Source organism: Kitasatospora sp. NPDC001539 (genome assembly GCF_040298565.1).
GTDB lineage: Bacteria > Actinomycetota > Actinomycetes > Streptomycetales > Streptomycetaceae > Kitasatospora.
In genome coordinates this window covers 1-25,813 of sequence record NZ_JBEPAK010000090.1, presented here as the reverse complement: position 1 = coordinate 25,813, position 25,813 = coordinate 1, and the positions used below count along the sequence as shown (strand labels likewise).

At 73.3% G+C, this 25,813-nt stretch carries 21 protein-coding genes; 6 read left to right on the top strand and 15 right to left on the bottom strand.

Annotation, left to right across the window (positions count from 1 at the left end; all coding sequences use genetic code 11):
* Positions 1–57: 57 nt before the first annotated feature.
* From ABT247_RS16420 to ABT247_RS16405, 4 genes are all read right to left on the bottom strand, one after another.
* Positions 58–717, bottom strand: coding sequence for a thymidine kinase (locus tag ABT247_RS16420; protein WP_350743336.1), 660 nt, complete (start codon positions 715–717; stop codon positions 58–60).
* Between the two features lie 61 nt (positions 718–778).
* Positions 779–1,966 carry an alkaline phosphatase family protein gene (locus ABT247_RS16415; RefSeq protein ID WP_350743334.1) on the bottom strand — a complete coding sequence of 396 codons (1,188 nt, stop codon included), beginning with the start codon at positions 1,964–1,966 and terminating at the stop codon, positions 779–781.
* A 44-nt stretch (positions 1,967–2,010) separates the two neighbouring features.
* A complete protein-coding gene (locus tag ABT247_RS16410) occupies positions 2,011–2,607 on the bottom strand; it encodes a DUF5998 family protein (protein WP_350743332.1) in 597 nt (198 codons plus the stop codon).
* 92 nt (positions 2,608–2,699) lie between these two features.
* Positions 2,700–5,546, bottom strand: a complete 2,847-nt coding sequence (locus tag ABT247_RS16405) for a bifunctional acetate--CoA ligase family protein/GNAT family N-acetyltransferase (protein ID WP_350743330.1) — start codon at positions 5,544–5,546, stop codon at positions 2,700–2,702.
* Positions 5,547–5,772: 226 nt separating this feature from the next.
* Here ABT247_RS16405 and ABT247_RS16400 point away from each other — a divergent pair, with 226 nt between their 5' ends.
* Together ABT247_RS16400 and ABT247_RS16395 are read left to right on the top strand one after the other, a co-directional pair.
* Positions 5,773–6,054 (top strand): HPr family phosphocarrier protein, encoded by a 282-nt coding sequence (locus ABT247_RS16400; protein ID WP_350743328.1) that lies wholly within the window; start codon positions 5,773–5,775, stop codon positions 6,052–6,054.
* Between the two features lie 143 nt (positions 6,055–6,197).
* Entirely contained in the window at positions 6,198–7,013 is an 816-nt protein-coding gene (locus ABT247_RS16395) for an LAGLIDADG family homing endonuclease (RefSeq protein WP_350743326.1), read from the top strand.
* 41 nt (positions 7,014–7,054) lie between these two features.
* Here the strand turns inward: ABT247_RS16395 and ABT247_RS16390 are convergent, their stop codons facing one another.
* The 3 genes from ABT247_RS16390 to ABT247_RS16380 all read right to left on the bottom strand — a co-directional run bounded on the left by ABT247_RS16390 (position 7,055) and on the right by ABT247_RS16380 (position 11,285).
* Positions 7,055–8,248 carry an RtcB family protein gene (locus tag ABT247_RS16390; RefSeq protein WP_350743324.1) on the bottom strand — a complete coding sequence of 398 codons (1,194 nt, stop codon included), beginning with the start codon at positions 8,246–8,248 and terminating at the stop codon, positions 7,055–7,057.
* Positions 8,249–8,565: 317 nt separating this feature from the next.
* Positions 8,566–9,954 (bottom strand): M16 family metallopeptidase, encoded by a 1,389-nt coding sequence (locus tag ABT247_RS16385; RefSeq protein WP_350743322.1) that lies wholly within the window; start codon positions 9,952–9,954, stop codon positions 8,566–8,568.
* A complete protein-coding gene (locus ABT247_RS16380; protein ID WP_350743320.1) occupies positions 9,951–11,285 on the bottom strand; it encodes a M16 family metallopeptidase in 1,335 nt (444 codons plus the stop codon). Before ABT247_RS16380 ends, ABT247_RS16385 begins: the two co-directional genes overlap by 4 nt.
* A gap of 303 nt (positions 11,286–11,588) precedes the next feature.
* Here ABT247_RS16380 and ABT247_RS16375 point away from each other — a divergent pair, with 303 nt between their 5' ends.
* Positions 11,589–14,039, top strand: coding sequence for a DNA gyrase/topoisomerase IV subunit A (locus tag ABT247_RS16375; protein ID WP_350743318.1), 2,451 nt, complete (start codon positions 11,589–11,591; stop codon positions 14,037–14,039).
* A 124-nt stretch (positions 14,040–14,163) separates the two neighbouring features.
* Complete coding sequence (locus ABT247_RS16370) at positions 14,164–15,066, top strand: ferredoxin family protein (protein WP_350743316.1); 903 nt, start codon at positions 14,164–14,166, stop codon at positions 15,064–15,066.
* A gap of 179 nt (positions 15,067–15,245) precedes the next feature.
* Here the strand turns inward: ABT247_RS16370 and ABT247_RS16365 are convergent, their stop codons facing one another.
* From ABT247_RS16365 to ABT247_RS16355, 3 genes are all read right to left on the bottom strand, one after another.
* Positions 15,246–16,319 (bottom strand): ABC transporter substrate-binding protein, encoded by a 1,074-nt coding sequence (locus ABT247_RS16365; RefSeq protein ID WP_350743314.1) that lies wholly within the window; start codon positions 16,317–16,319, stop codon positions 15,246–15,248.
* A gap of 68 nt (positions 16,320–16,387) precedes the next feature.
* Positions 16,388–17,266: an ABC transporter permease gene (locus ABT247_RS16360; protein WP_350743312.1), complete on the bottom strand. Its 879-nt coding sequence runs from the start codon at positions 17,264–17,266 to the stop codon at positions 16,388–16,390.
* Positions 17,256–18,080, bottom strand: a complete 825-nt coding sequence (locus ABT247_RS16355) for an ABC transporter ATP-binding protein (protein ID WP_350743310.1) — start codon at positions 18,078–18,080, stop codon at positions 17,256–17,258. The genes ABT247_RS16360 and ABT247_RS16355 overlap by 11 nt, the downstream gene beginning before the upstream one ends.
* Positions 18,081–18,296: 216 nt before the next feature.
* Here ABT247_RS16355 and ABT247_RS16350 point away from each other — a divergent pair, with 216 nt between their 5' ends.
* Positions 18,297–19,892: an ATP-binding protein gene (locus tag ABT247_RS16350; protein WP_350743308.1), complete on the top strand. Its 1,596-nt coding sequence runs from the start codon at positions 18,297–18,299 to the stop codon at positions 19,890–19,892.
* Positions 19,892–20,578, top strand: a complete 687-nt coding sequence (locus tag ABT247_RS16345) for a response regulator (protein WP_350743306.1) — start codon at positions 19,892–19,894, stop codon at positions 20,576–20,578. Before ABT247_RS16350 ends, ABT247_RS16345 begins: the two co-directional genes overlap by 1 nt.
* 249 nt (positions 20,579–20,827) lie before the next feature.
* On the opposite strand, the gene ABT247_RS16340 is transcribed toward ABT247_RS16345, so the two are convergent.
* The 5 genes from ABT247_RS16340 to ABT247_RS16320 all read right to left on the bottom strand — a co-directional run bounded on the left by ABT247_RS16340 (position 20,828) and on the right by ABT247_RS16320 (position 25,639).
* Positions 20,828–22,507 (bottom strand): monocarboxylic acid transporter, encoded by a 1,680-nt coding sequence (locus ABT247_RS16340; RefSeq protein ID WP_350743304.1) that lies wholly within the window; start codon positions 22,505–22,507, stop codon positions 20,828–20,830.
* Positions 22,504–23,121 carry a DUF485 domain-containing protein gene (locus tag ABT247_RS16335; RefSeq protein ID WP_350743302.1) on the bottom strand — a complete coding sequence of 206 codons (618 nt, stop codon included), beginning with the start codon at positions 23,119–23,121 and terminating at the stop codon, positions 22,504–22,506. The genes ABT247_RS16340 and ABT247_RS16335 overlap by 4 nt, the downstream gene beginning before the upstream one ends.
* A gap of 125 nt (positions 23,122–23,246) precedes the next feature.
* The gene (locus ABT247_RS16330; protein ID WP_350743300.1) at positions 23,247–23,966 is read right to left on the bottom strand and encodes a response regulator transcription factor; all 720 of its coding nucleotides are present in this window, start codon (positions 23,964–23,966) and stop codon (positions 23,247–23,249) included.
* Positions 23,963–25,123: a sensor histidine kinase gene (locus tag ABT247_RS16325; protein WP_350743298.1), complete on the bottom strand. Its 1,161-nt coding sequence runs from the start codon at positions 25,121–25,123 to the stop codon at positions 23,963–23,965. Before ABT247_RS16325 ends, ABT247_RS16330 begins: the two co-directional genes overlap by 4 nt.
* Before the next feature lie 30 nt (positions 25,124–25,153).
* The gene (locus tag ABT247_RS16320; protein WP_350743296.1) at positions 25,154–25,639 is read right to left on the bottom strand and encodes a DUF1453 domain-containing protein; all 486 of its coding nucleotides are present in this window, start codon (positions 25,637–25,639) and stop codon (positions 25,154–25,156) included.
* Positions 25,640–25,813 lie beyond the last annotated feature (174 nt).

Here is a 25,813-nt window from a genome sequence, read left to right as displayed (position 1 = left end):
CCCGCCTGCGGGGGTTTGAAGACGGGCCCTAGGGAGCGCCGCCGCGCCGGTGCGGTCTCAGAGGTGCGACTGCTCCTCGAAGGGCAGCACGTCCGGGGAGAGCACCGACGCCCGGGCGGTCGCGGCGGTCAGCCGGCGGCGGTGGTGCCGTCGGCACAGCACCTCGTAGCCGACCTCGTCCTCCTTCACCGAGATGTCGCCGATCACCACCTGGGCGCCCTCGACCACCATCACCCCGCCGACCGTCCGGGCGTTGTGGGTCGCCCGCGCGCCGCACCAGCACAGGGCCTCGACCTGGAGCACCTCCACCCGGTCGGCCAGCTCGATGAGCCGCTGCGACCCCGGGAAGAGCCGGGTGCGGAAGTCGGTGGTGATGCCGAAGGTGTAGACGTCGATGCCCAGCTCGTCCACCACCCGGGCCAGTTGGTCGACCTGCTCGGCGGCGAAGAACTGCGCCTCGTCGCAGATCAGGTAGTCCACCCGGCCGCCGGCCGAGAGCCGCTGCACCACGTGCGCGTGGAAGTCGAAGTCGTCCGTCACCTCGACCGCGTCGGCGCGCAGGCCCAGACGGCTGGAGATGGTCGCCGCGCCCGCACGGTCGTTGCGGGTCAGGATCACGCCCTGACGGCCGCGCGCGGTGTGGTTGTGGTCCATCTGCAGGGCCAGCGTCGACTTGCCGCAGTCCATCGTGCCCGAGAAGAACACCAGTTCAGCCATGGGTGGAGCAAGGGCCTTTCAGATCGGGAGGGTTCGGGCGCAGGCAGGTCAACGGACCGGCTCAGCCGCGGACTTCGAGCAGCGGCACGAACTGCTCGACCGGGGTCATCGAGCCGTGCAGGCCGATCATCGCGGACTCCCCGGGCTCGTTGCGGGAGGCGGTGACGGCGATGTCGTCGCGGGCCGCCGCAACCACGTCGCCGATCCGCCGGTACACCCGCTCGTCGACGGCGGGGCCGAACCAGCCCGCCGCGATCGCCTGGTCCCGGGTGGCCACCCACATCCGGTCCCCCAGCACCTCGCTCCAGACCGCGTGCACGTCGGCCGCGGCGCCCGGGACGGCGTACACGTGCCGGGCCCGCCCCTCGCCGCCGAGCAGGGCGACACCGGCGCCGAGCTCCCAGTCCTCGTCGAAGTCGATCCGGTCCTCCGGCGCGATGTCGATCATGCCGTGGTCCGCGGTCACGTACATCACCGAGCGCGGCGGCAGCCGCTCGGCCAGGCGGCGGGCCAGCCGGTCCACCGCGTCCAGCGTCATCCGCCACTCGTCGGAGTCCACGCCGAAGCGGTGGCCGGCGCCGTCCAGCTCGCTGACGTAGGTGTACACCAGCGCCCGGTCGTGCTCGGCCAGCCAGGCGGCGGCCTGGTCCATCCGCTCCTCGCCCGTGGTGCGGCCGAGGAAGGTGCCGCCGGAGAGGGCCACCCTGGTCAGCGGGGTCTGGGCGAACAGCGGGGAGGACACCTGGGCGGTCGCCACCCCGGCCCGCTCGGTGAGTTCGAAGACCGTCGGGTAGGGCTGCCAGACCTGCGGGTCGGTGTGCGGCTGCCAGCGCAGCTGGTTCATCAGGTAGTCGGTGCCCGGCACCGCCACCGTGTACCCGACCAGTCCGTGCAGTCCCGGCGGGGTGCCGGTGCCGACCGAGGCCAGCGAGGTCGCGGTGGTGGACGGGAAGCCCGCGGTCAGCGGACGGCCGGAGCCGCCCAGCGAGCTGCCGGCCAGCGAGGACAGGAAGGGCGCGTACTCGGGGTGGCGCAGCAGCAGCTCCCAGCCGAGGCCGTCCACCAGGAACACCACCGCCCGGTCGGCCGGGGCGATCGGCAGCGTCGCGGTGAACCCCGGGACGCCCAGCCCCGCCGCCACCGAGGGCAGCAGGTCGCTGAGCGAGCCGCTGCCGTAGGGGGGCGCGGGGGCCGCGGCCGGGTCGAGGATCTCGAAGGCGTCGTAGCCGTCGGAGGGTGCGAAGGACATGGAACCGGATTCGTAGCGGTCGGAAGCGGCGGACTCGGCCGGGGTCAACCCCGCGGGCCGTTGACGATCGTCGCGTCGGACAGCGCCCGGGCGAACTCCAGCGCCTGGGCCACCGTCTCCGGGCCGTCACCGGCCTCGCTCACCCGCAGCGAGAGGTCGTCGGCCGTCGCCGAGCCGGTGTAGCCGTGGTCGGCCTCGCAGTTCGGGTCCGAACAGCCGGCCGGTTCCAGGTCCAGGCGCTGCACCGCGCCCCACCCGATCGTCAGCACCACCTCGCGGGGCAGCGTGCCCGGGGTGTACGTCTCCGGGTTGGCGACCATCCGGCTCAGCACGACCGAGCCGATCCGGTCCAGCCGGACGCTCTCCGTCGAGGTCGTCGCGAACGGCACCGCGGGGCTGCCGGCGTCGCCCGACTGCTCGTCGGTGTGGCTCACCACGAACCGGGTCGGGGTCAGCACCAGCACCGTCACGTGACGGCGCACCTCGTTGGAGTCGAAGGTCGTCTCCTGGTGCACCAGGTACGAGCTGATCGGCTCCGGGCCCACCGCGGCCTCCACCGCCTCGGACACCAGGGCCGGGTAGTAGCCGCTGCGCTCGATCGCCGAGCGCAGGTCCTGAGTGGTGGTACCGGTCTTCGCCATAACTCCATCCTGGCATGGTCCGCCGACGAAGCGGGCGGCGCGGCGCCGAGCTTCGGACTTCAGCGCCCACGGGCAGGCGCAACCAAGGAAGGCTACAGCGTGCTCATCGCGCGCGGGCCCAGATCGCTGCGGACGGGCAGGGGCGCGACCCTCACCCGCGCCCCCAGGATCGCCAGTCCGTGCGGGGCGACGACCACCGGTTCGAGGTCCACCGAGGCGATCTCCGGCACGTCGTCCACGAGCTGCGACACCCGGAGCAGCAGTTCCTCCAGGGCGGCGGTGTCCACCGCCTCGGCCCCCCGCCAGCCGAACAGCAGCGGCGCCGCCCGGACCTCCCGGATCAGGCTCGCGACGTCCTGGTCGGTGGCCGGCACCAGCCGGTGGGCCACGTCGCCCAGCAGTTCGGCCGGGGCGCCGGCCAGCCCGAAGGAGAGGATCGCCCCCACCGCCGGGTCGACCGTGGCGCCGATCACGGTGTCCACGCCGCGCGCGGCCATCCGCTGCACCACCAGCTGGGCCCCGGCCGCGCCGCCGAGCAGGGCGTCCAGCTCGCGGTGGGCGCGGCGCAGGCCCGGCTCGCCGGTCAGGTCGAGGCGGACGCTGCCCAGGTCGGGGCGGTGGCGCAGGTGCGGGGCGGTCGCCTTCAGGGCCACCGGGTAGCCGAGCCGCTCGGCGGCCCGGACGGCGCTCTCCTCGTCCGGGGCGGGCAGCACCGGGGAGACGTCGATCCCGTAGCGGGCCAGCAGCTCCTGGGCGTCGGTCTCGGACAGGGTGATCCGGGCGCCGCCGGGCTGGGTGCGCGCGGCCGTCGCGGCGCGGGTGCTCAGTGCCGCCTCCACCAGGGCGCGGGCGCCGGGCTCGTCGATCCGGTCCAGTTCGGGAACGCGTGCCGTCTCCTCCGCCTCGGCGGTGCGGCTGCGCCACTGGGCGTAGTGCACGGCGTGGGCGAGGGCGCCCACGGCACGCTCGGGGGCCGCGTAGGCCGGGATGCCGCCGGGGCGCAGCCGGGCCGGCAGGTCGGTCAGGGCGAGGTGGGCCAGCACCAGGGGCTTGCCCAACTCACGTGCGCGTGCGCCCGCTTCGAGCAGGCCGGTGGCGATCTCCAGGTCGTCCGAGCCCGTCTCGGGGTCGTCCGGGCCGGTCAGCCGGCCGCCCGTGAAGGCGTGCGCGGCGGTGCCGATCGGCGGGATGGCGACGGCGATCACGGCGTCCACGGCCGGGTCGCTGAGCGCGACGTCCAGGGCGATCCGGAAGTTCTCGCCGGTCGCGGCCGTGGTGAGGTCCACGGGCGTGCGCGGGCGCAGGCCGGCGCTCAGGCAGGCGTCGTAGGTGAGCAGGCCGAGCGAGTCGGAGTTGCCGACCACGGCGATCCGGTCGCCCGGTGGCAGCGGCTGCTGGGCGAGCAGTTCCCCGGTGTCGAAGAGCTCGGTGATGGTCGCCACCCTGGTCACGCCGGCCTGTTCGAACAGCGCGTCCACGGTGGCGTCGCGCAGGCCGGTGGCGGTGGCGGGGACGGCGTGGCCGGGCGGCAGGCTGCCGGTGTGCCGGGCGCCCTTGACCACGACGACCGGCTTGGCGGCGGCCAGCCGGCGGGCGATCCGGGTGAACTTGCGGGGGTTGCCGAAGGACTCCAGGTAGAGCAGCACCACCTCGGTGGCCTCGTCCTCGGCCCAGTACTGGAGGAAGTCGTTGCCGGAGACGTCGGCGCGGTTGCCGACCGAGGCGAAGGAGGAGACGCCGAGCCCGCGCTTGTGGGCGGCCTCCAGCAGGGCGACGCCGATCGCCCCGGACTGGCAGAAGATCCCGAAGCCGCCGCGCTCGGGCAGGTGCGGGGCGAGCGAGGCGTTCAGCGGGCGCTCGGGGTCGGTGTTGATCAGACCGAAGGCGTTCGGGCCGACCACCCGCATGCCCGCCGCCCGGGCCTGGCGGACCAGGGCGCGCTGCCGGTCCCGCCCCTCCGGGCCGGTCTCGGCGTAGCCGGCGGTGACCACCACCAGGCCCTGCACCCCGTGCGCGCCGCACTCGGCCACGGCCGCCGGGACGGCGCTCTCCGGGACGGCGATCACGGCGAGGTCGACCGGCCCGGGGACGTCCAGGACCGAACGGTGCACCGGCACGCCGTCCAGTTCGGTGCCGGGCGGGGCGTTGCGGTTCACGGCGTACACGGCGCGCGGCTCGGCGCCGGGCTCGTACCGGCTGCGGAAGGAGGTGTCGAAGCCGCCCAGCAGGTCGCGCAGGATGGCCCGGCCGACGCTCTGCGGGTTGCGGGACACCCCGACCACGGCCACCGAGCGCGGGATGAGCAGGCGCTGGACGGAGCGGGCCTCGGCGCGGTGCTCGCGGGCGCGCATCACCGCGAGCGAGCGGTCGGTCTGCTCGAGGTCGAACTCCAGGTGCACCACGCCGTCGGCGAAGCTGCGGCGCTGGGTGTAGCCGGCGTCGGTGAAGACCTTCACCATCTTGCGGTTCTCCGGCAGCACCTCGGCCTGGAAGCGGCGGATGCCGCGCTCCTGGGCGACGGCCGCGATGTGCTCCAGCAGGGCGGAGGCGACGCCGCGGCCCTGGTGGGCGTCCTGGACGAGGAAGGCGACCTCGGCGTCGGTTCCCGAGTCGGAGGGGCGGCCCTCGGCGTCGATCCGGTCGTAGCGGACGGTGGCGATGAAGCGGTCGCGGACCACCACCGCGAGGCCGACCCGGTTCACGAAGTCGTGGTGGGTGAAGCGGCGGACGTCCTTGTCGGACAGCCGCGGGTACGGGGCGAAGAAGCGGAAGTACTTGGACTGGTCCGAGACCTGCTCGTAGAACTCCACCAGCCGCCCCGCGTCGCCCGGGGTGATCGGCCGGATCCGGGCCGTGCCGCCGTCGCGCAGGAGGACGTCGGCTTCCCAGTGCTGCGGATAGCCGGTCTGCTCGGGGTTCGCCACCGCGGGGTCTTCCACATTCGTCAGGTTATCCGGCGGCGGGCCGAATGGCGCCGGTCGCGCGCTCGCGGCAGGGTGGACAGGGCCACTGGCCGGGTCTTATGCCCCGAAAAGAAACAATCACAACTCCCGAACGCGACGGCTCCGAGGGGTCGCCTGCGTGCGACACTGGTCTAGACAACACGGTCGTTTCCCCCGCTCCCCGAGCACGGCCGTGACCAGCTTCACCGGAAAGGCACGTCTCATGGCCGAGCGCCGCGTCACCATCGGTTGGGCCGAGGGCCTGCACGCCCGTCCCGCCTCCATCTTCGTCCGGGCCGTCACGGCCACCGGCGTGCCGATCACCATCGCCAAGCCGGGCGGCAACCCCGTCAACGCCGCCTCCATGCTCGGCCTGCTCGCGCTGGGCGCCCAGGGCGGCGACGAGGTCGTCCTCGCCTCCGACGCCCCCGGCGCCGACGAGGCCCTCGACCGCCTCGCCAAGCTCGTCGCCGAGGGCCTCGACGAGCTCCCGGCCGCCGCCTGAGCCCTCGCAACGCGCCACGAAGCGCCCGGCTGTGGTAGCACTGCCGGGCGCTTCCGTTCGCGGAACCGGCCACATCGACACCATGGGGTGAACCGGCGATCGTTCGCCCCTCCCGAACGGCGGGTCGCACTGATGCTCGAGGCATGACGTTCTTCGACCTCGAACGGCCCGAGCACGCCTACATGTTCGCCTTTCTCCAGGCGGACGGACACCTCGCGCAGGGAGTCGGCAACAAGGGCCGTCTCACGGTGGAACTCTCGGCCCGGGACGCCCCGATCCTGGAGGAGTTCCAGCGGCTCTGCCCGTTCTACAGCAGCATCCGGTACCGGACGCGGAGCACCAACTTCGGGGCAGAGCACACCTCGGCGACCTCGACCGTGAGCGCCCGCGAGTTTCGCGAGGAACTGCGGGAACTCGGCCTACCGGTGGGTCGGAAGTCCGAGGTCGTCGCGCCGCCGACCGTGCCGTTCTCCCAGCGCGACTACCTGCGGGGGCTGATCGACGCAGATGGGTCGGTGGGACGCACCTCCCAGGACCTGCCGTTCGTGAGCCTGACCACCAAGAGCGATGCCCTGGCGGCCTTCGCTGTCGACTACGCGGAACGGCTGTGCGGCGCCCGCCGCAAGCTCACCCGCAACAAGCGCGACGACATCTACAACATCCTCTTCCTGAACGAGGCCGGTGTGGCACTGGCCGGCGACCTCTACTACCCGGGCTGCCTGGCACTGCCCCGGAAGCTGCTGGGAGCCGGTCGGGCCCGTATCTGGGTCCGCCCGCCGACCATGAAGTTCGCCCCGCCACGACGCAGCTGGACCCCGGAGGAGGACGAGGTGCTTCGCACGGCAGCAAGCATGGAGCGAGCGTCCGAGCAGCTGAGCCGAACGCTCAAGAGCTGCGAGATCCGCCGCTGGCGGCTCGTCGGCCCCGAACGCCCACGAGTCCTTCCGCGGCAGCGCTGAGGATGGCCCCCGACGGATCGGGGGCCATCGCGTGTCGATGCTCAGCCCTTCACGCAGACGACCTGCATCAGGTGGGCGACCGGCTCGACCAGGTCGGTCTGCTGGGCCATGACCTTCTCGATGGACTTGTAGGCGCCCGGGATCTCGTCCACCACGCCGCTGTCCTTGCGGCACTCCACGCCCATGGTCTGCTCGATCAGATCCCGGGTGGTGAAGCGCTTCTTCGCGGCGTTGCGGCTCATCTTGCGGCCGGCGCCGTGCGAGGCGGAGTTGAACGCCGCCTCGTTGCCGAGGCCGCGGACGATGTAGGAACCGGTGGCCATAGAGCCGGGGATGATTCCGTAGTCGCCGACCCGAGCCCGGATAGCGCCCTTGCGGGTCACCAGCAGGTCCAGGCCTTCGTACCGCTCCTCCGCCACGTAGTTGTGGTGGCAGCTGATCTCGTCCTCGAACGTGACCTTCGCCTTCGGGAGTTCGCGGCGCACGGCGCTCTTGAGGAGCGCCATCATGATCGAGCGGTTGTGGAACGCATACTCCTGCGCCCAGAACAGGTCCTGGCGGTAGGCCGCCATCTCCGAGGTCTCCGAGACGAAGACCGCCAGATCTCGGTCGACCAGCCCCTGGTTGTGCGGGAGCGAGCGCGCGACACCCATGTGATGCTCGGCCAACTCCTTGCCGATTCCACGCGATCCGGAATGCAGCGTTAGCCAAACGTTTCCGCCATCATCCAAACATAGTTCAATATGATGATTACCTCCGCCGAGAGTCCCCATCTGCTGCATTGCCTTTGCGCGGCGCCACTTGACCTCCTTCGCCACGCCGTCGAAGCGCTGCCAGAAGTCGTCCCAGCCCGCCGTCCGGAAGCCGTGCAGCTTGGCCGGGTCGACCGGGTCGGTGTGCAGGCCCCGGCCGACCGGGATCGCCTGCTCGATCCTGGAACGCAGCCGGGACAGGTCGTCCGGGAGGTCCGCGGCGGTGAGGGAGGTCTTCACCGCGCTCATCCCGCAGCCGATGTCGACGCCGACGGCCGCCGGGCAGACCGCACCCTTCATGGCGATGACGGAGCCGACGGTCGCGCCCTTGCCCAGGTGGACGTCCGGCATCACCGCGAGACCGTGCAGCCACGGCAGGGAGCTGATGTTGCGCAGCTGCTGCATCGCCTGGCCCTCGACCGTCGCGGGGTCGGTCCACATCCGGATCGGCACGCGGATTCCGGGCACCTCGGTGTACGTCATGGTTGAACGACCTCCAGCGGTCGGGTGGTTCGGGAAGGGCACGGCCGCGCGACACGAGATCCCGGCGCGGCTCGGGGAAGTTCGGGGCGGGTGCGCTCAGGCAGCCGGAGCGGAACAGGGGAGGGACGGCCTCGGGGAGCGTCGTATGGTTCGCTCGACCCGCATGGTGACCGCCTCCCTTCGTTCCTCGCAGTTCGCACGTGGTGTGCGTCGGGGAACATCTATCCACGGACCGGGTGGGGCCCGCAACGGATTTAGGAACGCGCCGGCCCGGTGGAGCGCAGGCTCCACCGGGCCGAGCGGAACAGCGGCGGGTCTCAGCCGACGACGGTGACCTCGCCGATCCCCAGCGCCCGCACGTCGTCCTCGATCGCGGCGGCGTCGCCGACCAGGACGGTGACCAGGCGGTCCGGCGGGAAGGCCGCGACCACGGCCTCGGTGGCCGCGGCGGTGGGCAGTTCGGCGAGCTGCCGGTAGACCTCGGCCTGGTAGTCGTCGGGGAGCTGCTGCTCGACCTGGTCGGCCAGGGTGCCGGCGACCGAGCCCGCGGTCTCGTACTTCAGCGGCGCGACGCCGACCAGGAACTGCACGGCCTCGTCCCGCTCGGCGTCGGTGAGGCCCTCCGCGGCGAGGGTGCGCAGGATGGTCCAGGTGTCGGCGAGCGCCGGAGCGGTGGAGGCGGTGTCCACCGAGCCGCTGATGGCCAGCAGCGAGCGCCCGCTGCCGTCCGCGGCGGAGCGCAGCGGCTGGGCGAACGCGCGGACGCCGTAGGTGTAGCCCTTCTCCTCGCGCAGGACGCGGTCGAGCCGGGAGGTGAGGGTGCCGCCGAGGCAGTAGGTGCCGAGGATCTGGGCGGCCCAGACCGGGTCGTGGCGGTCCGGCCCGATCCGGCCGATCAGCAGCTGGGTCTGCACCGAGCCGGGGCGGTCGACGATCAGGACGCGGCCGTGGTCGTCGGCGGTGACGGGGGCGTGGGCGGAGGGCTCCGCGGCGGAGCCGGTCCAGGTGCCGAGGGTGCTCTCCAGCAGGGCGGGCAGCTCGACGCCGGTGAGGTCGCCGACCACGACGACGGTGCTGGTGGCCGGGCGCACGTGGGCCTCGTAGAAGGCCTTGACGGCCGCGCGGTCGATCGACTTGACGGTGTCGGCGGTGCCGCTGCGGGGCCGGGAGAGGCGGTCGGCGGCGTCGAACAGCTCCGCGTAGAGGGCCTTGGCGGCGCGCCGGGCCGGGTTCGCCTGCTCGTGGACGATCTCGTCCAGGCGGTTGGCGACGAGCCGCTCGATCTCCTCGGCGGGGAGGGCCGGGGCGCGCAGGGCGTCCGCGAGCAGGGTGAGGCCGCGCTGGAGCCGGGAGGCGGGGACCTCCAGGGAGACCCGGATGCACGGGTGGTCGGCGTGCGCGTCGAGGGTGGCACCGGCACGCTCCAGCTCGGCGGCGAACTCCTCGGCGGTGAGGGTGTCGGTGCCCTCGCTGAACGCCCGGGCGAGGATGGCGGCGACGCCGTCGAGGCCCTCGGGCTCGGCGGCGAGCGGGGCGTCGAGGAGCACCTCGACGGCGACCAGCTGCTGGCCGGGCCGGTGGCAGTGCAGCACGGTGATCCCGTTGCCGAGGGAGGAGCGCTCGGGGGCGGGGAAGGCCCACGGGCTGGGCGTGCCGGGCCGGGGCTGGGGGTGGAAGGTCATCGCGGGGACGTAGTCGGTGCTCATGCGGCGGCACCCTCCTCTTCGGAAGCGGCGTCGGAAGCGGCGGCGGTCGGCTCGTAGACGAGGACGGCCCGGTTGTCGGGGTGGAGCCGGGCCTTGGCGACGGCCTGGACCTCTTCGGCGGTGACGTCGAGGACCTTGGGGAGGGCGTCGTTCAGCAGCTTGGGGTCGCCGAACAGGACGGCGTAGCGGCAGAGTTCGTCGGCGCGGCCGGCGACGGTGGTGAGGCGGTCGAGCCACTCGCGCTCGATCTGGGCCTGGGCGCGCTCGAGTTCCTCCGGGGTGGGGCCTTCGGCGGCGAAGCGGGCGAGTTCCTCGTCCACGGCGGCCTCGATCTGCGCGATGGTCGCGTCGCCGGAGGTCTTGACGTCGAGCCAGCCGAGGCTGGGGGCGCCGGCGAGGCGGAGCAGGCCGAAGCCGGCGGCGACGGCGGTGCGGTCGCGGCGGACGAGCCGGTTGTAGAGGCGGCTGGACTCGCCGCTGCCGAGGATGGTGAGCGCGAGGTCGGCGGCGTCGGCCTCCCGGGTGCCGTCGTGCGGCAGGCGGTAGGCGGCCATCAGGGCGCGGGAGGGGACGTCCTCGCGGATCTCCTCGCGCAGCTCCCGGCCGATGGTGTCGGGGAGTTCGCCGGAGCGCGGGGGCTGCTTGCCGTCGTGGGCGGGGATGGAGCCGAAGTACTTCTCGACCCAGGCGATGGTCTGCTCGGGGTCGATGTCGCCGACGACGGACAGCACCGCGTTGTTGGGCGCGTAGTAGGTGCGGAAGAACGCGCGGGCGTCCTCCAGGGTGGCCGCGTCCAGGTCGGCCATCGAGCCGATCGGGGTGTGGTGGTACGGGTGGCCGTCCGGGAAGGAGAGCGCGGTGAGCTTCTCGAAGGCGGTGCCGTACGGCACGTTGTCGTAGCGCTGGCGGCGCTCGTTCTTGACGACGTCGCGCTGGTTCTCCATGGACGTCTCGTCGAGGGCGGCGAGCAGCGAACCCATGCGGTCGGCCTCCAGCCAGAGGGCGAGCTCCAGCTGGTGGGCGGGCATGGTCTCGAAGTAGTTGGTGCGCTCGAAGCTGGTGGTGCCGTTGAGCGAGCCGCCGGCGCCCTGGACGAGTTCGAAGTGCCCGTTGTTGGAGACGTTGGCGGAGCCCTGGAACATCAGGTGCTCGAAGAGGTGGGCGAGGCCGGTGCGGCCCTTGACCTCGTGGCGGGAGCCCACGTCGTACCAGAGGCAGACCGCGGCGACCGGGGTGAGGTGGTCCTCGGAGAGGACGACGCGCAGGCCGTTGGCCAGGCGGTGCTCGGTGATGGCGATGCCTCGGCTGGAGGCGGGGGCCGGGTTGGCCATGCGCTCGGGTCCTTCCCGTCGTCGATGTCGGGGTCGTGTGGCGTCCCCCATTGTGGTGCAACGCGCGGAGGGCGCGTTCGTGTCCGCGCGGACGGGGCGTTCGCCAGGGGCGGAAGAGGGCCGCTGACCGGGAGTGTCGGCGGGAGGGTCCACAATGGGGGCGCCGTGCCCTGTTGACGGCGCCCGGTTGACGGGTCCGGAGGCAGGGCGGCGGAGCGGACGGTGACCGCCGTCCGACCGGACACCCACGGCCGACGACCGACCGACGACACAGCCAGCGACACGTAAGGGAGCCCCGCCGCGATGGCCCGCCGCAGTTCGCAGACCCCGCCGCCCGGAGACTTCGAGGAGCGCATCCTCGACGTCGACGTCGTGGACGAGATGCAGGGCTCCTTCCTGGAGTACGCCTACTCGGTGATCTACTCGCGTGCGCTGCCCGACGCGCGGGACGGTCTGAAGCCGGTGCACCGCCGGATCCTCTACCAGGCCAACGAGATGGGCCTGCGCCCGGACCGCGCGCACGTGAAGTGCGCCCGCGTGGTGGGCGAGGTGATGGGTCGGCTGCACCCGCACGGCGACGCGTCGATCTACGACTCGGTGGTGCGCATGGCGCAGCCGTTCTCGATGCGGCTGCCGCTGATCGACGGGCACGGCAACTTCGGTTCGCTGGGCAACGACGACCCGCCGGCGGCGATGCGCTACACCGAGTCGCGGCTGACGGCGGCGTCGATGGCGATGGTGGAGTCGATCCACGAGGACACCGTCGACTTCGGCCCGAACTACGACGGCAGCGAGCAGGAGCCGTTGGCGCTGCCGGCCGCGTTCCCGAACCTGCTGGTGAACGGCGCGACCGGCATCGCGGTGGGCATGGCGACGAACATGCCGCCGCACAACCTGTCCGAGGTGGTGGCGGCGGCCCGGCACCTGATCAAGCACCCGAACGCGGACCTGGACACGCTGATGCGGTTCGTGCCCGGTCCCGACCTGCCGACCGGCGGGCGGATCGTGGGCCTGTCGGGGATCCGGGACGCGTACGAGTCGGGCCGCGGCACCTTCAAGATCCGGGCGACGGCGACGGTGGAGGCGGTGACGGCCCGCCGCAAGGGCATCGTGGTCACCGAACTGCCGTACAACGTCGGCCCCGAGAAGGTCATCTCGAAGATCAAGGACCTGGTCAACGCGAAGAAGCTGCAGGGCATCGCGGACGTCAAGGACCTGACCGACCGCGAGCACGGGCTGCGGCTGGTGATCGAGGTGAAGAACGGCTTCGTGCCGGAGGCGCTGCTCGAGCAGCTGTACAAGCTGACGCCGATGGAGGAGACCTTCGGCATCAACAACGTGGCGCTGGTGGACGGCCAGCCGCTGACGCTGGGGCTGAAGGAGCTGCTGGAGGTCTACGTCGACCACCGCTTCACCGTGGTGCGCCGGCGCAGCGACTTCCGTCGGCGCAAGCGCGAGGAGCGGCTGCACCTGGTCGAGGGTCTGCTGGTGGCGCTCGTCGACATCGACGAGGTCATCGCGGTCATCCGGTCGAGTGACAACGCCCAGCAGGCGAAGGAGCGCCTGATGGAGCGCTTCTCGCTGTCGGAGACGCAGACCGCCTACATCCTGGACACCCCGCTGCGCCGGCTGACCCGGTTCGACCGGGTGGAGCTGGAGCAGGAGAAGGAGAAGCTGACGACGGAGATCGCGGAGCTGACCGAGATCCTGGAGTCGGACACCAAGCTGCGCAGCGTGGTGTCGTCCGAACTGGGCGCGGTGTCCAAGCAGTTCGGGACGGAGCGGCGCACGGTCCTGCTGGAGGCGGGCGCGGTGCCGGCGGCGGCGCTGGCGGTGCCGCTGGAGGTGGCGGACGACCCGTGCCGGGTGCTGCTGTCCTCGACGGGGCTGCTGGCCCGGACGGCGGACGGCGAGCCGTTCGAGGTGTCGGAGAAGCGTTCCAAGCACGATGTGATCGTCTCGGCGGTGCACGCGACGGCGCGCGCGGACGTGGGCGTGGTGACGTCGGCGGGCCGGGTGCTGCGACTGCCGGTGATCGACCTGCCGGCGCTGCCGCCGACGCCGTCGCCGACGCTCGCGGGCGGTGCGCCGGTCGGCGAGTTCCTGCGGCTGGAGGCCGGCGAGCGGGTGCTCGGGCTGACGACCCTGGACGAGTCCTCGCCGGGTCTGGCGCTGGGCACCGTGCAGGGCGTGGTGAAGCGGGTGGTGCCGGAGTGGCCGGCGAACAAGGACGAGTTCGAGGTGATCGCCCTCAAGGAGGGTGACGAGCTGGTGGGCGCGGTCGAACTGCGCACCGGCGAGGAGGACCTGGTGTTCATCACCTCGGACGCCCAGCTGCTGCGCTACCCGGCGGCCCAGGTCCGTCCGCAGGGCCGCCCGGCGGGCGGCATGGCGGGCGTCAAGCTGTCGGACGGGGCCCGGGTGCTGTCGTTCACGGCAGTCGACCCGGCCGCGGACGCGGTGGTGGTCTCGGTGGCGGCCGCCTCGGGGACACTGTCCGGCGTGGAGCAGACCAGCTGGAAGGTCACCCCGTTCGAGCAGTACCCGCGCAAGGGCCGCGCCACCGGCGGCGTGCGCTGCCAGCGCTTCCTGCGCGGCGAGGACGGCCTGGCGTTCGCCTGGGCGGGTGCCGCCCCGGCCCGGGCCGCCACCGCCAAGGGCGCCCCGGTGGACCTGCCGGAGCGCGACCCGCGCCGCGACGGCTCGGGGACCCCGGTGACCACTCCGATCGCCGTGGTCGCCGGCCCCGCGTGATCGGGTGACGGCTCCGCCCGTCGCGAGGTGACGGATGAGGAGGGCGGGAGCCTGCGGGCTCCCGCCCTCCGGCGGGCCCCGGCGGGCCCCGCCGGGCCGAACCGCCGAGGGTAGCCTTGCCCGGGTGAGCACCTGTGCGACCGTGTCGCGTGAACTGTCGGAGCCGCTGACCGCCACGGCCGCGGTGGCCGCCACCTGGCTGCTGCTGGAGCAGAACGGCCCGTGGGGCGCCAAGGCGCTGGGCGAGAGCCACCTGGACGCGGCCGTCGGCCGCGCGCTGGACGCGGCCGCGGCCGGCACCGGGGTGCGGGTGGCGCTGATCCGTCGCCCGGGGCGGCACGCGGACTGCCTGCCGACGGCGCGCCACGAGGTGGTGGTGGCGCACACCGTGCCGGGGCGCGGCTGGGTGCGCCGGGCGGAGGTGACGGATCCGGCGGAGCTGCTGGAGCTGGACTTCGCGGCACTGGGCGCCGGGGACCACACGGGTTTCGGGGTGGAGCACGTCGGCGGCCCGCTGGCCATGGTGTGCACCAACGGGCGGCGGGACCGCTGCTGCGCGCTGCTGGGGCGTCCCCTCGCGGCGGAGCTCGCGGCGGCCGGGCACAGCGAGGTCTGGGAGGTGACCCACCTGGGCGGGCACCGCTTCTCCCCCACGATGCTGGTGCTGCCGTACGGCTACGCGTACGGGCGGCTCACGGCGGAGAGCGCCAAGGAGGTGCTGGCCGCGACGGCGGCCGGCCGCATGGTGCCGGAGTGGTCGCGGGGCTGTTCGGGCTGGGAGCGGCCGGGCCAGGCGGCCGAGCACGCGGTGCGGCTGGCGACCGGCGAGACCGGGGTGGACGCGCTCACGCTGACCCAGCGGCCGGACGGCGAGGGCCGCTGGCTGGTGCGGGTGATGCACCGGGACGGCCGGGCCTGGGAGGTCGACGTGATCGAGACGGTGAGCGAGCCGCCGCGTCCGGAGAGCTGCGGCAAGGCGGCGGGGACGCCGGCGCGGATGGACGTGCTGTCCGTGCGGGGCTTGTAGCGGCCCTGGACGTGCTTCCGTGCGGGGCGTGCAGCGGCCGGGCGGCGTGACGGCCGAACGGCGTGGCGGCCGGGGCAGCAGGGCGGCCCCGCGCCCGTGGGGGTGAGCGCGGGACCGCGGCCGCGGGGAGGCGGTAGCCGGGAGCGGAAGCCGGAGAGGCGGAGAGGCGGAGGGGCCTGTCAGCCGGTGGCCTTGCCGACGAACTCGGTGGTGTAGGTCCGGGACAGGTCGATCGTCCCCTCCTTGCCCTGGACGTCCGGGTGGAAGGCCGCGAGCACCGCGAGCACCGTCCTGGGGCCGTCGGCCGGCATCACGCCGTCGGTGGTGAACATCGGCAGGGTCGCATTGATGGCCGCCGCGTACTGTTCGGCGCCGCCCTGCGCGTAGTCGGCGGGCATCTGCGCGGCGATCTCCTCCGGGGTGTGGGTGGACATCCACCTGAGGGTCCTGACGAAGGCGTTGGCCAGCTTCTGGGTGGTGTCCTTGTTCTTCTCCACCCAGTCGGTGTTCATGTACAGCGAGGACGACGGGTAGAGCCCGCCGAGCGCCTGGCGCGAGCCCTCGGGGGTGCGCAGGTCGTAGAGGATCTTGCCGAGGCCCTTGTCGAGGACGTTGGCGACGGTCGGGTCGGTGGTCATCCCGGCGTCGATGCTGCCCTGTTGGAGCGCGGCGACGAAGGTCTGTCCGGCGCCGACGGCGATCGGGCTGAACTCGCTCACGGCGGTGCCGTTCTTGACCGCCAGGTACTTGGTGAGGAAGTCGGTGGAGGAGCCGATGCTGGTGACGCCGAGCTTTTTGCCCTTGAAGTCGGCGCCGGACCTGACGGCGTCGGCCTGCTTGGCGGAGACGAGTTCGACCTCGCCGGGCGCCTGGGCGAACTGCACCACGGACTCGACGTGCTTGCCCTTGGCCTGGAGGTCGATGGTGTGGTCGTAGAAGCCGACGGCGCCCTGGACGTCGCCGGCCAGCAGCGCGGTGGTCGCGTTGACGCCGGCCGGCTCGCTCATCAGCTCCACGTTGACGCCGGCGTCGGCGAAGTAGCCGAGCCGCTGGGTGAGCATCGCGGGCAGGTAGATGACCTTGTCGAGGCCGCCGACCATGATCTTGACCTTGGGCCCGTCGACCTGCCGGCCGGCCGGGGCGGCGGCGCCGTGGGTGGAGGTGGCGGCGTCGTTGGCGCAGGCGGAGAGCGGGAGGAGCAGGGCGGCGGCGAGGGCGGCGGCGGCGACTCTGGGCGTCGAGTTCGGGCGCATGGGTGGGGAAGCCTCTCTCTTCTGGCGGGCGGGGGGTGTTCAGCGGCCGTCTCTTGCGGGCGGGGGGTTCAGCGGCCGTCGCCCGCGTCCGCGGGCTTCCAGCGGAACAGCTTCTTCTCGGCGTAGGTCAGCAACCCCTCGGTCACCAGCGCGACGACGGCGAGGATGCTCATGGCCGCGTACACCCCGGCCGCGTTGAAGGTGCCCTGAGCGGCGGCGACCATCAGGCCGAGGCCCTTGGTGGCGCCGATGTACTCGCCGACGATCGCGCCGATCAGCGCGAAGCCGAAGCTGACGTGCAGGCTGGTGAAGATCCAGGTGGTGGCGGCGGGGATGACCACCTGGAGGGTGACCCTGCGGTTGTCGGCGCCGAGGATGCGGGCGTTGGCGACGAGGTTGCGGTCCACCTCGCGGGCGCCCTGGAAGGCGTTGAAGAACACCGGGAAGAACACCAGGACCACCGCGGAGGCGACCTTCGACGCCGGGCCGAGGCCGAACCAGATCAGGAAGATCGGGGCCAGCACGATCCGCGGGATGGCGTTGAGCACCTTGATGTACGGCCCGAACACATCGGCCAGGAAGCGGATCCGGCCGAGCGCGATGCCCAGCAGCACACCGCCGATGACGCCCAGCACCCAGCCGGTGAGGGCCTCGTACAGGGTGTAGCCGATCTGCTCGCCGAGCGAGCCCTGTGCGGTGCCGTGGGTGATCCACTGCCAGATCTGGTCCCAGATCCTCGACGGCTGCGAGAAGTTGAACGGGTCGATGACGTTCGTCCGGGCGCAGAGCTCCCACAGGCCGAGGAAGCCGACCAGTACGCCGACGCGGGCGCCGAGGACCATCGACCTCCGGTTGCGGGCGGCCCGTTCGCGGGCCTCGGTTCTCGTCGTGGTGGCGGCCTCGGCGGCCGGCGCGGACGGGGTCTCGGGCGCGGTCTCAAGCGGCACGACCCGCTCCTCTCTCCCGGGTGATGCGCACCTCTTCGCCGAGCGATGCCCAGATCTCGCGGTACAGCTCGACGAACCTCGGCTCCAGCCGGACGGCTTCCACGGTGCGCGGCCGCGGCAGGTCGACGGTGAAGACCTCCTTGACGGTGGCCGGTCCGGCGGTCATCACCACGACGCGGTCGGCGAGCGCGATGGCCTCGTCCAGGTCGTGGGTGACGAAGACGACCGACGCCGCGTCCTCGGTGGAACCGCTTCCGGCCCACAGCTCCAGCAGTTGGTCGGACATCAGGGCGCGGGTCTGGACGTCCAGCGCCGAGAACGGCTCGTCCATCAGCAGGATCGCCGGGTCGTTGACGAAGGTCTGGGCGAGCGCGACCCGCTTGCGCATGCCGCCGGACAACTGGTGCGGGTAGCGGTCCTCGAAGGCGGCCAGGCCGACCCGGCCCAGCCACTCCCGGGCGCGTTCCCTGGCCTCCGCGGCGGGCACGCCCCGGAAGCGAGGCCCGGCCATCACGTTGGAGAGCACGGTGCGCCACGGGAAGACGGCGTCCTGCTGGAAGACGAACCCGACCCGGGGGTCGATCCCGCGCACGGGCTCGCCGTGCACCCGGACCTCGCCCTCGGTGGGCTCCTCGAGACCGCTGACCAGGGTCAGCGTGGTGGACTTGCCGCAGCCGGTGGGGCCGACGACGGCGACGAACTCGCCCTGGGCGACGGTCAGATCGAGATCGCGGACGGCGGTGTGCAGCGCCCCGGAGGGGGTGCGGAAACGTTTCGTTGCGCCGGTCAGCTCGATCGCCGGGGTACGTGTCATTGATCCTCCCGGGTCGGTGTTTGCCCCCGAAAGGTAGGAGCGGGCCCGGCCCTCCCGGGAGCCTTCTCCGCGTACTGCGGGTTCTCCGCATTGAGGGGTGTTCTGCTCGTTTTGCTTCCGCTACAACTGCGGGGACGCGGTGACAGAAACACGCCGGAAACATAGGGTGTGCCAACCCCCCGCCCGCACCGCCCCAGCCGCCGAGAGGAGGCCCGGATGAAGCTCCCCCACTGGCCCCGCCGGGTCTTCGCGCAGCTGCTGCTGAGCCAGACCGTCGTCACCGTGGGTGTCACGGCGGTGACCGCCGGGCTGTTCCTGGCCCCGGTCAGCAGCGAGCTGGACCACGACGCGATGCAACGCGCGCTGTCCATCGCCCAGGCCACCGCCACCGACGAGACCATCGCCCGGGCCGCCGCCACCCGCGACGTGGTGACCGCCCAGCGCAACGCCGAACAGATCCGGCTGGCCACCGGCGCCAGCTTCGTGGTGGTCACCGACCTGGACGGGATCCGCCTCTCGCACACCGACCCCGGCCGGATCGGCCACCGGGTCAGCACCGACCCCGAACCCGCCCTCAACGGCCACAGCGTCACCGCCATCCAGCAGGGCACCCTGGGCCGCACCGCCCGTGGCAAGGTGCCGCTGCGGACGGCCGACGGCCGGATCGTCGGCGAGGTGTCCGTCGGCATCAGCGACGACTCGATCCGCCGCCGCCTGCTGAAGATGCTCACCGGCATCCTGCTGTGCGCCGGCGCCGGGCTCGCCGCGGGCACCGTCGCCACCCTCGCCCTGGCCCGCCGGCTCAAGCGGCGCACCCACAACATCGCACTCGCCGACATCTCCGCGCTGCTGGTCGAACGGGAGGCGATGCTGCACGGCATCCGCGAGGGCATGGTGGCACTGGACGAGCGCGGCCGGATCCGGCTGGCCAACGACGAGGCCGTGCGACTGCTCGGCCTGCCCGAGGACTGCACCGGCCGCCCGATCGCCGCGGTGCTGCCGCCGGGCCGGCTGACCGACGTGCTGACCGGCCGGATCACCGGCGCCGACCTGCCCGCCGTCCGGGACGACCGGGTGCTGGTGGTGAACCGGATGGACACCGCCGACAAGGGCGCGGTGGTGACGCTGCGCGACCGCACCGAACTGGAGGCGCTGGTCCGCGAGCTGGACACCACCCGCAGCCTCACCGAGGCGCTGCGCGCCCAGGACCACGAACACGCCAACCGGATGCACACCCTGCTCGGCCTGCTCGAGCTCGGCCGCCACGAGCAGGCGGTGGCCTTCATCTCCGAGCAGTCCGGCTCGCACGCCGTGGTCGCCGCCAGGATCGCCGAACAGGTCCAGGACCCGCACGCGGCGGCCCTGCTGGCGGGCAAGACGGCGGTGGCCGCCGAACGCGGGGTGCGGCTGTCGCTGGCCCCGGCAGCCCACCTGCCGGACACCGTGGTGGACGCCCGGACGCTGGTGACCGTGCTCGGCAACCTGATCGACAACGCGGTGGACGCCCTGGCACCCGCCGGGGGCGGCCGGGTGGAGGTCACGCTGGCCGCGGCCGGCTCCACCCTGCTGCTGCAGGTCGCGGACAGCGGCCCGGGAGTGCCGGAGGACCTGCGCGAGCAGGTCTTCGAGGAGGGGTGGACCAGCAAGGACGCGCCCGCGCACCGCCCGCGCGGACTGGGCCTGGCGATGGTGCGGCGGCTGGTCGAGCGGACCGGCGGACGGGTCGCGCTCGACACCGGCCCGCTCGGCGGTGCCCGGTTCACCGTCGAGCTGCCCGAGGCCCTGCTCACCACTCAGCTCGTGGAGGCCTGATGATCGACGTACTCGTGGTGGACGACGACTTCCGGGTCGCGGACGTGCACGCCGCGTACGTGGCCAAGGTGCCGGGCTTCCGGGTGACCGGCACCGCCCACTCCGCCGGGGAGGCGCTGGCCGCCCTGGAACGCCGCCCGGTCGACCTGCTGCTGCTCGACCACCACCTGCCGGACGAAACCGGCCTGGCCCTGGTCCGGCGGCTGCGCGACCGGCAGGTGGCCTGCGACGTGATGATGGTGACCGCGGCCCGGGACGTCTCCACGGTGCACGCCGCGATGCAGCACGGCGCGCTGCAGTACCTGGTCAAGCCGTTCACCTTCGCCGGCCTGCGGGACAAGCTGACCTCCTACGCGCAGCTGCGGCACGCGCTCGCCGCCCCCGCCCGGGAGGCCGGCCAGGACGAAGTGGACCGGCTGTTCGCCACCCTGCGCAGCGCCTCCGCCCCCTCCGGTCCGCTGCCCAAGGGCCACTCGGCGCCCACCACCGACCTGGTGCTCGGCGTGCTGCGCCGGGCCGGCCGGCCGCTGTCCGCCCAGGAGGTGGCCGACGCCACCGGCCTCAGCCGCTCCACGGCGCAGCGCTACCTCAAGCAGTTGGAGCGGGACAGCCGGCTGCGGCTGACCCTGCGCTACGGCGACACCGGCCGCCCGGAGCACCGCTACGGACTGGCCGTCAGGACGTGAGAGGCGCACGGTCCCGGAGCTGACGGCCCGGAGCCGGGCGCCCCGGGCGCCGGAGCTGACGGCCCGGAGCCGAGCGCCCCGGGCGCCGGAGCTGACGGCCCGGAGCTGACGGCCCGGAGCCGGGCGCCCCGGGCACCGGAGCTGAGGGCCGAGGACCTGGCCGCCCCGGAGCCGACGGGCCGCGGGCAGGGGGGAACCCCGGCGGCCCCAGGCCCGCCGGGGTTCCCGGGCGCAGCGCTCAGGACTGGCCTAGGCTGCGCCCGCACCGGTGAGGGCGCGCACCTCCAGCTCCGCGAAGCGGTCCGCGTCGGCGGGCTCGGGCGAGGTGAGCGTCCCGATCCAGCCGGCCAGGAAGCCGAGCGGGATGGAGACGATGCCGGGGTTCTCCAGCGGGAACCAGTGGAAGTCGACGCCGGGGAACAGCGCCACCTTGGAGCCGGAGACCACGGGCGAGAAGACCACCAGCGCGATCGCCGGAACCAGCCCGCCGTAGACCGACCAGACCGCGCCCCGGGCGGTGAACCGCGACCAGAACAGGCTGTACAGCAGGACCGGCAGGTTGGCGGAGGCGGCCACCGCGAAGGCCAGGCCGACCAGGAAGGCGACGTTCAGCTGCTGGGCGAACAGGCTGATCGCGATCGCCGCCGCGCCGATCCCGGCGGCGGCGAACCGGGCGACCACCACCTCCTGCTGCTCGCTGGGCTTCGCCGCCGCCTCGGCGGAGCGGCCGCGGCGGGGGCGGCAGTGCCAGGCACCGGCCCAGATGTCGTGGGCGAAGGCCGCCGAGGAGGCCAGGGTCAACCCGGCGACCACGGCGAGGATGGTCGCGAAGGCGATCGCCGAGATCAGGGCGAACAGCACCACCCCGCCGGTGCTGCCGTTGCCGCCGCCGAGCACCAGGGCGAGCAGCGGGACGGCGGTGTTCCCGGCCGCGTTGGCGTGCCGCACCTCGGCCGAGCCGACCAGCGCGGTGGCACCGAGGCCGAGCGCGATGGCCATCAGGTAGAAGCCGCCGACCAGGCCGATCGCCCACATCGTGGAGCGGCGGGCGGCCCGGGCGGTGGGCACGGTGTAGAAGCGGGACAGGATGTGCGGCAGGCCGGCGGTGCCCAGCACCAGGGCCAGGCCGAGGCTGAAGAAGTCGAGCCGGCTGGTGGAGGTGGCGCCGTACTTCAGGCCCGGTTCGAGGTAGCGGCGCCCCGCGCCGCTGTGCCGGGCGGCCTGGCGCATCAGCTCGAACAGGTCGCCGTGGAAGCGGGCCACCAGCAGCACGGTGAGCAGCACGGAGCCGGCGATCAGCAGGAAGGCCTTGACGATCTGGATCCAGGTGGTGGCCCGCATCCCGCCGACCGTGACGTAGACGATCATCAGGGCGCCGACGGCGACGATGGTCCAGGTCCGGGCCTGGGCGCTGTTGGTGCCGAGCAGCAGGGCGACCAGCGAGCCGGCGCCGACCATCTGGGCGACGAGGTAGAGCAGGGTGACCACGACGCTGGCACCGCCGGCCGCCGCGCGCACCCTGCGACGGCGCAGCCGCAGCGCGAGCACGTCGGCGAGGGTGTAACGCCCGGCGTTGCGGACCAGTTCGGCGACCAGCATCAGCACCACCAGCCAGGCGACCAGGAAGCCGATGCTGTACAGCACGCCGTCGTAGCCGTACAGGGCGATCAGGCCGGCGACGCCGAGGAAGGAGGCGGCGGAGAGGTAGTCGCCGGAGAGCGCGAAGCCGTTCTGCAGCGGGGTGAAGTCCCGGCCGCCGGCGTAGAAGTCCTCGGTGGCGTTGCCCTGGCGGCCGACCCAGAGGGTGATGCCGAGGGTGACCAGGACGATGACGGCGAACAGCACGATCGCCAGGTCGTGGTGGTCGCCGGTGGGGGCGACGGGCGGCGGGGTGGCGGTGCTGGTCACCGCGTTCGTCAGGGTCGTCATCGCAGCTGGTCCTGGGTGTCCCAGCGCAGGCCGAGGGCGGCGCGGTCGCGCTTGGTGCGGGCGTTGCGGGCGTAGAGCCAGGTGAGCAGGAAGGTGCTGGCGAACTGGAGCAGGCCCAGTAGCCAGGCCACGTTGAGCGGGCCGGCGATCGGGCTGCGCATCACCCCGGGGGCGACGGCCTCGGCGGCGACGTACATCAGGTACCAGCCCAGGAAGGCGCCGCTGACCGGGAAGACGAACGCCCGGTAGCTGTGCCGGATGTCCTGGAAGGCCGCGCTGGCCTGGACGGTCCGGTAGACCTCGCTGCTGTCGGTGGTGCTCCGCGGCGCCGGGACCGGCTCCTGGCCCCGCAGTGCGTCCGACGGAGGCGGCGCGACGGCCGGGGTGGCGGCCGGCGGGACGGCCGCGGAGGCAACCGGTACGACGGGCGCGGTCGCCGGCCCGGGCGCCTCGGCCGCCGGCCGGACGGTGGTCGGACGGCCCTGCTTCGGCTGGGACGGTACCGCCGTTCGGCGGGGGTCGGCGGCCGGCTCGGGCGCGGTCGCGGCGGCCGGAGCGGCCCACCAGTCGAATCGCTGCCCCTGGCCGGGACTGCTCGTCTGCTGCTGTGGCACTGCTGCTCCTGGGCCGGCGAACGTTCTGACCCGAATCATGATGGGGTCCGCCGAAGACCGCCCCTGACCATCGCCGAGACCTTCACTCGATGAGGTGGTCGATGATCCGACGGACACTCATCGCACTACTGCTGCGTACCGGTGATTCCGTGCCGAAAGGCGTACGCGACGGCCTGCGCGCGGTCCCGGACCGCGGTCTTGGCGAACAGGTTGTTGATGTGGGTCTTCACCGTGGCCTGGCTGACGAACAGCCGCTGGGCGATCTCGGCGTTGGAGAGCCCCTCGGCGATCAGCGCGAGCACCTCGGCCTCGCGCACGGTCAGCCCGTCCGGCAGTTCCCCGGGTCGGGCGGCGGGCCGCTCGGCGGCCTGTGCGGAATTCGCCGGCTTCTCCGACAGCCTTTCCAGCAAACGGAGTTGGACCTGCGGGGAGAGTCCGGCCGCACCGGCCCGGACGTCCGCGATGGCCCTGGCGATCTCCTCGCCGCCGGCGTCCTTGGTGAGGTAGCCGCGCGCCCCGGCCTGCAGCGCCGGGAACAGCGAGTCGTCGTCGGCGTAGGTGGTCAGCACTACCACCTCGGTCTCCGGATGTGCGGCCCGGATCCGCCGGGTCGCCTCCACGCCGTCCACCCGCGGCATCCGCAGGTCCATCAGCACCACGTCCGGGTGGTGGCGCTCGACCAGGGTGACGGCCTCCTCCCCGTCGGCCGCCGCGCCGACCACCTCGATGCCGGGCAGCAGTCCGAGCAGCATCACGATGCCCTCGCGGACCACCGTCTGGTCGTCCGCCACCAGCACCCTGGTGACCGCCCCGACCGCCCCGACCGCCCCGCCCGCTCCGGTCATGCCGGCACCCGCAGCACCACGCGCCATCCTCCGTCCTCCGGGCCCGCCAGCAGGGTGCCGCCGAGCAGTTCCGCGCGTTCGCGCATCCCGAGCAGACCGTACCCGCTGCCGCTGTCGGCCAGGTCCCCGGAGGATTCGCCGCGCGGCGCCCGGGAGTTGCGCACCTCCAGCTCCACCTCCCCCGCCAGGTAGCGCAGTTCGACGGCGCACCGGGCGCCCGGCGCGTGCTTGCGGACGTTGGTCACCGCCTCCTGCGCGGTGCGCCGCACGGCGAGGCCGGCCTCGGCGGCCAGCGGCCGGGGCGTGCCGGTGACGGTGAACGCGGCCCGCTCGCGCCCGGTCAGCTCCACCAGGAACTCCCCGACCGGGGTCAGCTCCCCGCGCAGCGCGGACAGCGCCTGCCGGGTCTCGGCCAGCCCGTCCTGGGCCATCCGCCGGGCGGCGACGACCCGTTCGCGGACCTGCTCGCGGTCCGTCCCGGCGTCCAGCATCAGCCGGGCGGCCTCCAGGTGGACCAGTTGGGCGGAGAGGCTGTGGGCGAGCACGTCGTGGATCTCCCGGGCGATCCTGGCCCGTTCGGCGAGCGCCGCGCTCTCCGCCTCGGCCGCCCGCGCGGCCCGCTCCTGGGCGAGGAGCCGGCGGGCGGTGCCGCGCGCCTCGATGTCCAGCCGCAGCAGGAAGCCGAGCAGGGTGACGCCCCCGATGGTGGCGGCGATGCCGAGCCAGCTCGACCAGCTGGCCGCGGTGTACGAAGCCAGTGCGGCCGCGGCGGTGAGCAGCGCCGGGGCGGCCGGCAGGCGCACCAGGGCCGTCACGGCCAGCCCGATCCAGAGCAGGTCGGCGAGCGTGTAGGCGTGCCCCCAGTTGGCCAGCCAGGCGGCGCCGACCACGCTGCCGGACAACAGGTAGCTGGCCGTCGGGCGCTGCGCCCTGCTGGCCTGGAGGTAGGCCGTGCAGAGCACGGCGGCCGCGACCAGCCCGGCCGCCGCGGCCGCCACCGCCCAGCCGGTGTACCTGCCGCCGGAGAAGGTCCCCCAGCCGACGACGGCCAGCACCACGATCCGCCCGAGCACGGTGAGGATCCGCCGCGGCTGGCTCTCGGCCTCGCGCTCCAGCCCCTCGCGGGACGGCCAGCGGGTCCAGTACCACCCGGCCACGGGTGCCTCCTCGGTGCTCACGCGGTGGGGTCAGTGCAGGACGGCGCTGGTGGACTCGGCTCCCAGCATCCGGGCCCTCCAGTTCACCACGAGCGAGCGGACCAGCAGCATGACCGCCATGCCGAGCAGCAGCGCACTGCTCGCCTGGTGGACGTGCAGGGCGGAGCCGATCCCGTAGATCCCGACCCGAACGGCGATCATCCCGCCCCAGGCGGCGAGGGTGGCCTTGGTGCCCTTGACCAGGAGGGCGCCGTCCGCACCCCGCCAGATCCGCACGGTCCAGCCCCAGACGGTGCCCATCGCGAGGACGGCGACCAGCCCGGCGGCCAGCAGGACGGCCGACAGCACGGTGTGCTGATGGTCGACGAGCTGCGGATCGCGCAGCGCCAGCACGCCGAGCACGAGCGGCAGCACCCAGAAGCGGCGCTCGGTGTCCAGGCGTTGGACGCGCATCTGGCGCTGGAGCACCAGGACCACCACCGCGGCGATCACGAGGAGGTTGGCTACGGCAGGCATCGGGTTTCTCCGTCCCGGGGAGAGGCTTGGCTGACCTCTCCGACGCTACGGATCCGGCGCCCGCCGCTGATCGGAGCCCGGGTGGATCCGAGGTGGACCCGACGCCGCGGGGGGGCCCCCCCCCGGGGGGGGGTGGGCCCCCCGGGCCCGCCGGGGGGGGCCGGGGTGAGGGCA

Bases quoted from the DNA above. Each gene is read 5' to 3' on its own strand.
- ABT247_RS16365 (WP_350743314.1), bottom strand. From the start codon at position 16,319: ATGCGCCCGAACTCGACGCCCAGAGTCGCCGCCGCCGCCCTCGCCGCC.
- ABT247_RS16420 (WP_350743336.1), bottom strand. From the start codon at position 717: ATGGCTGAACTGGTGTTCTTCTCGGGCACGATGGACTGCGGCAAGTCG.
- ABT247_RS16340 (WP_350743304.1), bottom strand. From the start codon at position 22,507: ATGACGACCCTGACGAACGCGGTGACCAGCACCGCCACCCCGCCGCCC.
- ABT247_RS16345 (WP_350743306.1), top strand. From the start codon at position 19,892: ATGATCGACGTACTCGTGGTGGACGACGACTTCCGGGTCGCGGACGTG.
- ABT247_RS16355 (WP_350743310.1), bottom strand. From the start codon at position 18,080: ATGACACGTACCCCGGCGATCGAGCTGACCGGCGCAACGAAACGTTTC.
- ABT247_RS16320 (WP_350743296.1), bottom strand. From the start codon at position 25,639: ATGCCTGCCGTAGCCAACCTCCTCGTGATCGCCGCGGTGGTGGTCCTG.
- ABT247_RS16400 (WP_350743328.1), top strand. From the start codon at position 5,773: ATGGCCGAGCGCCGCGTCACCATCGGTTGGGCCGAGGGCCTGCACGCC.
- ABT247_RS16410 (WP_350743332.1), bottom strand. From the start codon at position 2,607: ATGGCGAAGACCGGTACCACCACTCAGGACCTGCGCTCGGCGATCGAG.
- ABT247_RS16350 (WP_350743308.1), top strand. From the start codon at position 18,297: ATGAAGCTCCCCCACTGGCCCCGCCGGGTCTTCGCGCAGCTGCTGCTG.
- ABT247_RS16390 (WP_350743324.1), bottom strand. From the start codon at position 8,248: ATGACGTACACCGAGGTGCCCGGAATCCGCGTGCCGATCCGGATGTGG.
- ABT247_RS16385 (WP_350743322.1), bottom strand. From the start codon at position 9,954: ATGAGCACCGACTACGTCCCCGCGATGACCTTCCACCCCCAGCCCCGG.
- ABT247_RS16330 (WP_350743300.1), bottom strand. From the start codon at position 23,966: ATGACCGGAGCGGGCGGGGCGGTCGGGGCGGTCGGGGCGGTCACCAGG.
- ABT247_RS16395 (WP_350743326.1), top strand. From the start codon at position 6,198: ATGACGTTCTTCGACCTCGAACGGCCCGAGCACGCCTACATGTTCGCC.
- ABT247_RS16380 (WP_350743320.1), bottom strand. From the start codon at position 11,285: ATGGCCAACCCGGCCCCCGCCTCCAGCCGAGGCATCGCCATCACCGAG.
- ABT247_RS16375 (WP_350743318.1), top strand. From the start codon at position 11,589: ATGGCCCGCCGCAGTTCGCAGACCCCGCCGCCCGGAGACTTCGAGGAG.
- ABT247_RS16415 (WP_350743334.1), bottom strand. From the start codon at position 1,966: ATGTCCTTCGCACCCTCCGACGGCTACGACGCCTTCGAGATCCTCGAC.